General features: G+C 65.1%; 9 protein-coding genes. 1 reads left to right on the forward strand and 8 read right to left on the reverse strand.

Going from position 1 to position 7,305, the window contains the following annotated elements; genetic code table 11:
* Positions 1–282: 282 nt before the first annotated feature.
* From BRAO375_RS20180 to BRAO375_RS20215, 8 genes are all read right to left on the reverse strand, one after another.
* Complete coding sequence (locus BRAO375_RS20180) at positions 283–1,302, reverse strand: WD40 repeat domain-containing protein (RefSeq protein WP_009029295.1); 1,020 nt, start codon at positions 1,300–1,302, stop codon at positions 283–285.
* Positions 1,302–2,342, reverse strand: coding sequence for a CobW family GTP-binding protein (locus BRAO375_RS20185; RefSeq protein WP_009029296.1), 1,041 nt, complete (start codon positions 2,340–2,342; stop codon positions 1,302–1,304). The genes BRAO375_RS20180 and BRAO375_RS20185 overlap by 1 nt, the downstream gene beginning before the upstream one ends.
* A gap of 68 nt (positions 2,343–2,410) precedes the next feature.
* A complete protein-coding gene (locus tag BRAO375_RS20190) occupies positions 2,411–3,280 on the reverse strand; it encodes a metal ABC transporter solute-binding protein, Zn/Mn family (protein ID WP_009029297.1) in 870 nt (289 codons plus the stop codon).
* Positions 3,281–3,288: 8 nt separating this feature from the next.
* Positions 3,289–4,158, reverse strand: a complete 870-nt coding sequence (locus tag BRAO375_RS20195) for a metal ABC transporter permease (protein WP_035641442.1) — start codon at positions 4,156–4,158, stop codon at positions 3,289–3,291.
* Positions 4,158–4,910 (reverse strand): metal ABC transporter ATP-binding protein, encoded by a 753-nt coding sequence (locus BRAO375_RS20200; RefSeq protein ID WP_009029299.1) that lies wholly within the window; start codon positions 4,908–4,910, stop codon positions 4,158–4,160. The genes BRAO375_RS20195 and BRAO375_RS20200 overlap by 1 nt, the downstream gene beginning before the upstream one ends.
* A gap of 5 nt (positions 4,911–4,915) precedes the next feature.
* Entirely contained in the window at positions 4,916–5,143 is a 228-nt protein-coding gene (locus tag BRAO375_RS20205) for a hypothetical protein (RefSeq protein ID WP_035641440.1), read from the reverse strand.
* A 289-nt stretch (positions 5,144–5,432) separates the two neighbouring features.
* A complete protein-coding gene (gene crcB, locus BRAO375_RS20210) occupies positions 5,433–5,819 on the reverse strand; it encodes a fluoride efflux transporter CrcB (protein ID WP_009029301.1) in 387 nt (128 codons plus the stop codon).
* A gap of 205 nt (positions 5,820–6,024) precedes the next feature.
* Complete coding sequence (locus BRAO375_RS20215) at positions 6,025–6,624, reverse strand: superoxide dismutase (RefSeq protein ID WP_009029302.1); 600 nt, start codon at positions 6,622–6,624, stop codon at positions 6,025–6,027.
* Positions 6,625–6,730: 106 nt separating this feature from the next.
* Here BRAO375_RS20215 and BRAO375_RS20220 point away from each other — a divergent pair, with 106 nt between their 5' ends.
* Positions 6,731–7,264, forward strand: coding sequence for a GNAT family N-acetyltransferase (locus BRAO375_RS20220; protein WP_009029303.1), 534 nt, complete (start codon positions 6,731–6,733; stop codon positions 7,262–7,264).
* The last annotated feature ends 41 nt before the right edge of the window (positions 7,265–7,305 follow it).

The raw sequence follows: 7,305 nt of genomic DNA on the forward strand, positions 1-7,305 counted from the left end.
GGTTGCGGACGGCTCAGGCGTCGCCTGCGCCATCTGGTCGAGATGGCCCGCCTTGATCTCGGTCAGCGAGATGATCGCCATCACGGCGCCCAGGCCAAGCAGGCCGGCTGCAAGCAGCAGGTCGCGACGCAGGGTTCGTTTGCTGTTGATCGGGGCCATGGGCTGTCCTCCGCATCATCCTGATGCGCCTCGCATCATCTGATGCGCGGAACAACGGATTGATAGCGGCGAGGTTCCCATTTGGGCCTGCGCCGCTATGCCCCATTAACCACTGGAACGCCCTCAGAGCCGCAGCAGCCCCGCCTCACCGCTCTCATCCGAGAACGCCAGCCAGGTTCCGGCGGCATTCCAGCCCAGCGCGGAAATGGGCGGCGTCTCATTCCGCCGCACCAGGATCTCGGCGCCGTCCTGCATCCGCACCATCAGCACGGTGCCGTCCTCGTAGCCGCAGGCCAGGATGTCCTGTTTGGGATGGCAGGCCACGGCGGTGACCTTGGCCTTCATCGGCGCCAGCATCGCCGGCTCCTTGCCCATCGGGCCGTCCTTGCCGACGAACGGCCAGAGGATGACCATGTCGGCGCCGGAGGTGGCGAGGAAACGCCCGCCGCTGCCCCACGACATCGACTTCACCCGCGAGGGATAGCCGGTCATGCGCATGTGCCTGCTATCGGCGAGGCGCCAGCCATGCAGCGCCGCCTCGTGCATCGAGGTCACCAGGAATTTGTTGTCCGGGCTGAAGGTGACGCCGAGATGCGAGCCGGCCCAGCCGAGAAACTCGGGCTCGCCGGCCATGTTCGGAAACCACAGGGTCGCGCCGTTGTAGTGCGCGATCGCCAGCCGCAGGCCCTTCGGCGCAAACGCCAGGCCGCCGACGGTCGAGGGCACGTCGAGCGACTTCTCCTCGCCCTTCGGCTGGCGCACGAACGCGGTTTTGCCGACCGACCACGCGATCGCGCCGTCGGCATGGACAGCGACGTTGTCGATCCAGCGCCGCTTCGGATCGGTCGCGAGCACGCTCACCGTGCCCGCCTTGTCGAGCGACGACACCTTGCCGTCGTCGCCGCCGAACAGGATGCGCGATCCGTCCGACACCGCCGACAGGATGCCGCCGCCTGTCACGTCCACCTTGCTGATCTCGCCCTCGGTGTCGACCACCGCGACGCTCTCCTCGGTGCCAACGAAGGCCGCGCGGTCGCCGAGATAGTGCACGGCCGTGACGGCCATGCCGAGCGAGACCGGCTTCACCTTGTCGGTGACGGAGACGATGGATGCGGCTTCGCCGCCCGTATCGAAACTGCTCATCAGGTCACGATGCAGCGTTCGAAGCCTTCGCGAATGGCGTCTTCCGGCAGCTCGCGGCCGATGAAGACGACGCGGCTCTGCCGCGCCTCGTCCGGCTTCCACTTCCGCTGGTGATCGCCCTCGAGCATCATGTGCACGCCCTGGAAGACATAGCGGTCGTCATCGTCCTGGAACGCCAGGATGCCCTTGGAGCGCAGGATCTTGCCGCCCTCGGTCTGCACCAGGTTCTGCAGCCACGGCATGAATTTCGACGGATCGAGCGGCTTGTCGGAGCGCAGCGACAGCGACTGCATCTCCTCGTCGTGATAGTGCTTCAGGCCGTGATCATGATGGTGATGATGATCATGGCCATGGTCGTGATCATGGTGATGATGATCGTGATCGTCGCCGGCGTTCAAAAATTCCGGCTCGATCTCCAGAATGCGGTCGAGATCGAACGCGCCGCGCTCCAGCACGTCGGCGATCGCGATCTGGCAGCGCTCGGTGCGATGCAGCCGCGCGTACGGGTTGATCGCGCGGATGCGCGCCTCGACCTCGGCCAGCTCCGGCTTGGTGACGAGATCGGTCTTGTTCAGCACGATGACGTCGGCGAAGGCGATCTGGTTCTTGGCCTCCGGCGCGTCCTTGAGCCGGTCCGACAGCCACTTCGCGTCGGCCACGGTCACGACGGCATCGAGCCGCGCGTTCTTCTGCACGTCCTCGTCGACGAAGAACGTCTGTGCCACAGGCGCCGGATCGGCCAGGCCCGTGGTCTCGACGATGATGGCGTCGAACTTGCCCTTGCGGCGCATCAGGCCCGAGATGATGCGCACGAGATCGCCGCGCACGGTGCAGCAGATGCAGCCATTGTTCATCTCGAACACTTCCTCGTCGGCGCCGACGATGAGGTCGTTGTCGATGCCGATCTCACCGAACTCGTTGACGATGACGGCGTACTTCTTGCCGTGGTCTTCGGAGAGGATGCGGTTGAGAAGCGTGGTCTTGCCGGCGCCGAGATAGCCGGTCAGCACCGTTACGGGGGTCTTGCTCGCGTCGGACATGCGCACTCCGAAAAACTGAGATCGCGTCGAAAATGGCTCAAAAGCGCTGTTGCCGCGAGGGTAAAACCCTAACGGACAAGCGCGCTCGTCAGGGCTCTTATATTGTGCCTGACCATGGCAATGTAAGTGGGAACGGGGCCGTTTTCCGCGCTCAGGGCGTCCGAATACAGGGTGCCGCCGATCTTCGCGCCGGTCTCTGCCGCGATCCGCCCGACCAGCCGGTCGTCGTTGAAGTTCTCCAGGAAGACCGCCGGAATGCGGGATTTTTTCACCTGGCGGATGATCTCGGCGACGTCGCGGGCCGACGGCTCGGTTTCGGTGGAGACGCCGAGCGGGGCGATGAAGGCGATGCCATAGGCGTCGGCAAAATAGCCGAAGGCGTCGTGGGTCGAGATCACCTTTCGCCGCTCGGCCGGGATCTTGTCGATCTCGGTCCGGACCTCGCGATCGAGCGCATCGAGTTCGCCGAGGTAGCGCTCGGCATTGGCCTTGAAGGTCTCGGCATCGGCTGGATCAGCCGCGGCCAGCGCGTCGCGGATATTCTTCACATAGACCTTGGCATTGCCGACCGACTGCCAGGCATGCGGGTCGGCGTCCGAGCCGCGCTTGCGCGGCGTGATGCCGGCCGTCGCCACGATGATCGGCGCCTTGCTGCCGGACGCCTGCTGCAGCCGCGGCAGCCAGCCTTCGAGGCCGAGGCCGTTGACGACAAGCAGCTTCGCCGCGCCGACCTCCTTGGCGTCGTGCGGCGTCGGCGTGTAGACGTGCACGTCGCTGTCCGGTCCGACCAGCGAGGTGACGGCGACCTTGTCGCCGCCGACCTGACGGACAAAGTCGGCGGGAATCGAGAAGCTGGTGATGACGCTGAGCTTGGTCTCGGCGGATGCGGGGATAACGAGCGACAGCAGCAGGCCGAGGGCGGGAAGCAAACGTTTCATGATGAGGCTCACGCTTCGAGGTGTCGTCCCGGAAACAGCTGCGGAAGCACGCCGCCCACGCGTCCGAACAGCACCGAGCCGAGATAGATCAGCGACGCGACCAGGATGATCGCGGGCCCCGAGGGAATTCGGGTCTGGAATGACAGCACCAGCCCGACATAGCCGGAGACGATCGCCGCTCCGACCGCGATGCAGATCATCGGCGTGACGTCGCGCGACCAGAACCGCGCGATGCCCGCCGGCAGGATCATCAGGCCGACCGCGAGCAGAGTGCCGAGCGCCTGGAAGCCGTTGACGAGATTGACGACGATCAGGCCGAGAAAGATCAGATGCGCCGGCGCCCCGGCGCGGCTCACCGTGCGGAGAAACAGGGGATCGACGCTCTCGACCACCAGCGGGCGGTAGATCACCGCGAGCACGACCAGCGTGATCGTGGCGTTGGTCGCCACCATCAGCAAGGTCGGATCGTCCATCGCCAGGATGTTGCCGAACAGCACGTGCAGCAGGTCGATATTGGTGCCCTTGACCGAGACGATGGTGACGCCGATCGCCAGCGACGCCAGATAGAAGGTCGCCATCGAGGCGTCCTCCTTCAACCCGGTCGAGCGCGAGACCAGGCCGGACAGCAGCGCCACGGCGAAGCCGGCGACGAGCCCGCCGGTGGTCATCGCGAACAGATTGAGGCCCGACAGCAGAAAGCCGATCGCGGCACCGGGCAAAATCGCGTGCGCCATGGCATCGCCGACCAGGCTCATGCGCCGAAGCATCAGGAACACGCCGATCGGGCCGGAGCCGAGCGACAGCGCGATCACGGCAGCGAGCGCCCGGCGCATGAACTCGAAATCCGAGAACGGTGCAAACAACAGGTCGCGCAGCATCACGCCGCCCGCGAGGCTTGCGCGGGCACGCAAGGTGCGGCGGCGTCGTCGAAGGCCTCGCACATCCGGCGCGCCTGCGCGAGATTGTCTGACGTGAGCACCTCGGCGGTCGAGCCCCAGGCCACCGCCTCGCGCGCCAGCAAGAGGGTCTGCGGGAAATGCGCGCGCACCATGTCCATGTCGTGTAGCGCCGCCAGCACGGTGCGCCGCTCGCCATGCCAATGCTCGATCAGTTGCAACAGATCGGCCGAGGTCTTGGAGTCCATCGCGTTGAACGGCTCGTCGAGCACGATGACTCGGGCGTCCTGCAGCAGCACGCGCGCGAACAGCATGCGCTGCATCTGCCCACCGGAGAGCGTCCCGATGCCGCGGCCCTCGAAGCCGGTGAGGCCGACCGCGGCGATCGCTTGCGCGATCTTCTCGCGCGCCGCGGCGCCGATGCCGCCGAAAATGCCGGTGCTGCGCCACAGCCCGGTGCTGACGAAATCGAACACCGAGATCGGAAAGCTGCGGTCGATATCGGCGATCTGCGGCAGATAGGCGATCTCGCGCGGCTTGAGACCGGCGGCGGAGATGCTGCCGGCGAGCGGCTTCAACAGCCCGACGATGCCGCGAAACAGCGTCGACTTGCCGGCGCCGTTCGGACCGATCACGGCCAGCAGCGCGCCCTCGCTCACCTCGCCGGAGAGGTGGTGCACGGCCGGGTGCCGGTCATAGCCCAACGTGACGTCGCGGAACTGCAGCTGCGCCATGGCTCTCACCGCATCGCCAGGATGACGATCACCCACAGCACCGCGCTGGCCGCGAGGGCCGCGGCGAGCCGCACGGTCACGGGCATCCGCAGGATCGACCACGGCGCCGGCTGCGCCGGATGCGGCGCGCCGGGACCGTGGCTATGGGCATGCGGGTGATTGTGGTCGTGGCTGTGCCCCTGCGCGCCAGGCGCATGAGAATGGACGTGATTTCGGAGCGCGGACTGGGTCATTACGGCAGAATGTTACATTATAACATCACCCCTGTCCACCGGTGGGAGGGAACTGGATCGAGCGACTTCCGCCAGCCGCCCGATGCTCCGCAGGACTTTCTTCTCTGACCCTGGATCGCTTCGCTGCGCTCGCGATGACGGAGCAAGGGTCAGGCGGTGTGCCCGCAATGACCGGTGAGGCGCGGCACGGGCGTAACCACAATCTCCGTCATCGCGAGCGCAGCGAAGCGATCCAGGGGCCGAGCAAAGGATGGCCCTTCAGCCGTCGCTCGGACGCGACACGCTGCCGTCAGCTCAAAACCCGCACCAATGCCAGACCGGCGAACAGACCGGCGATGGAGATACCGACGGAGCCGAGCACATAGGCCGCCGCCAGTCCCACCGCCCCGCGCTCATAGAGCAGCGCCGTGTCCAGCGAAAATGCCGAGAAGGTCGTGTAGCCGCCGAGGATGCCGGTCATCAAGAACAGCCGCCAGTGCTGGGTGGCGCCGCCCTTGAAGGTCAGATAGCCGGCGATCAGGCCCATCACGGTCGAGCCGGTAATGTTGATGATGAAGGTGCCGTACGGGAAATCGGTGCCCAGCGCGCGCGCGGCGGCCATGTTGATCATGTGCCGGAGCGAGGCGCCGCAGCCGCCACCGAGGAAGACGAGACAATAGCCGAACAGCTGATTCACGGAGCCTCACCCTCGCACGGCATCGAAAAGCACGAATGCCCAGCCTTGATCTCAAATGATGCAAGACTTTTGCCGCAGCGATCTCGTGCTGGCAACATTGTCCGTGTCACATGGGCGTCAGAAAGCAAGGCGTCAAAAAAAATGCGCGTCAAAGAAAAAGGGCGGCGAGCCGAGCTCACCGCCCTCCTCTGTCGATGACGAGAGATCAGACAGCCTTGCTGTAGAGCTCTTCGACATATTCCCAGTTGATGAGGTTCTCGACGAACGCCTTGAGATAGTCGGGACGACGGTTGCGGTAGTCGATGTAGTAGGAGTGCTCCCAGACGTCGCAGCCCAGGATTGGGGTCGCGCCGTGGACCAGCGGGTTCTCGCCGTTCGGGGTCTTGGAGATCTCCAGCTTGCCGTTCTTGACCGAGAGCCAGCACCAGCCCGAGCCGAACTGGCCGACGCCGGCGGCGGCGAAGTCGGCCTTGAACTTCTCGAAGCCGCCGAGATCCTCGTTGATCTTCTTCTCCAGCGCGCCCGGCAGCTTGGAGCCGCCGCCATTCGGCTTCATCCACGACCAGAAGTGGATGTGGTTGTAGTGCTGGCCGGCATTGTTGAACACAGCGGGGTTCTTGCCGAACGAGCCCTTGACGATCTCCTCGAGGGACTTGCCTTCGAATTCGGTCCCCTTGATCGCATTGTTGCCGTTGGTCACATAGGCCTGGTGATGCTTGTCATGGTGGTACTCGAGCGTCTCCTTGGACATGTAGGGGCCGAGGGCTTCATAGGCGTAAGGCAGAGGGGGGAGCGTAAATGTCATGGGGTCGGTTCCGCAACTTGTGGGAAGACGGGATTTAACGGGACCTCCTTATAGAAGGTTCCGAAGCCGTAAAACACCGTGATTCTGGAAAAAGCGAGCCGTTTTGATGAGCATCGAGATCGACGTCCTCAATGGAGATGCCTCCTGGCCCCAGGTCAAGCCGCTCTATGACGCGATTTGGCCGCCCGAGGTGGCCGCAAGCTTACCCTGGGCCGGTATCACATTTGCGCATGCCGACCTGCGCGTGCTGGTGCAGGACGAGGCCGGCGATCTGCTGTGCCATGTCGGGATCTATCGCCGGCTGGTGAAATGGAACGGCCAGAACGTCAATGTCGCCGGCATCGGCGGCGTTTTGACGCGCGCCGATCGTCGCAATCGCGGACTGGCGACGCTGGGCCTGAACGCGGCGATCCAAACGCTGCGGCATGAGGACTCCATCAATTACGCCCTCCTGTTCTGCGCGCCGGATCGCGTCGCCTTCTACGGCGCGCGCGGCTTCATTCCGTTCGACGGCGAGGTCTACGCCGAGCAGCCGGACAAAGGCCGCATCCGTTTCGACACGCTGTCCGCGATGGTGCACGACGTGAAGCGCACCGCGCCGACGCGGGGCACGATCGACCTCTGCGGACTGCCGTGGTGAACGCATTCTCCACCGTCGTCCCGGACAAGCGCGCAACGCGC

The sequence above is a fragment of the Bradyrhizobium sp. ORS 375 genome (assembly GCF_000239775.1).
Classification (GTDB): Bacteria; Pseudomonadota; Alphaproteobacteria; order Rhizobiales; family Xanthobacteraceae; genus Bradyrhizobium.

What these genes read in the sequence shown, in the direction of transcription:
- BRAO375_RS20180 (WP_009029295.1), bottom strand. Translation starts at nt 1,302, where the DNA reads ATGAGCAGTTTCGATACGGGCGGCGAAGCCGCATCCATCGTCTCCGTC.
- BRAO375_RS20195 (WP_035641442.1), bottom strand. Translation starts at nt 4,158, where the DNA reads ATGCTGCGCGACCTGTTGTTTGCACCGTTCTCGGATTTCGAGTTCATG.
- BRAO375_RS20190 (WP_009029297.1), bottom strand. Translation starts at nt 3,280, where the DNA reads ATGAAACGTTTGCTTCCCGCCCTCGGCCTGCTGCTGTCGCTCGTTATC.
- BRAO375_RS20215 (WP_009029302.1), bottom strand. Translation starts at nt 6,624, where the DNA reads ATGACATTTACGCTCCCCCCTCTGCCTTACGCCTATGAAGCCCTCGGC.
- BRAO375_RS20200 (WP_009029299.1), bottom strand. Translation starts at nt 4,910, where the DNA reads ATGGCGCAGCTGCAGTTCCGCGACGTCACGTTGGGCTATGACCGGCAC.
- BRAO375_RS20185 (WP_009029296.1), bottom strand. Translation starts at nt 2,342, where the DNA reads ATGTCCGACGCGAGCAAGACCCCCGTAACGGTGCTGACCGGCTATCTC.
- BRAO375_RS20220 (WP_009029303.1), top strand. Translation starts at nt 6,731, where the DNA reads ATGAGCATCGAGATCGACGTCCTCAATGGAGATGCCTCCTGGCCCCAG.
- BRAO375_RS20205 (WP_035641440.1), bottom strand. Translation starts at nt 5,143, where the DNA reads ATGACCCAGTCCGCGCTCCGAAATCACGTCCATTCTCATGCGCCTGGC.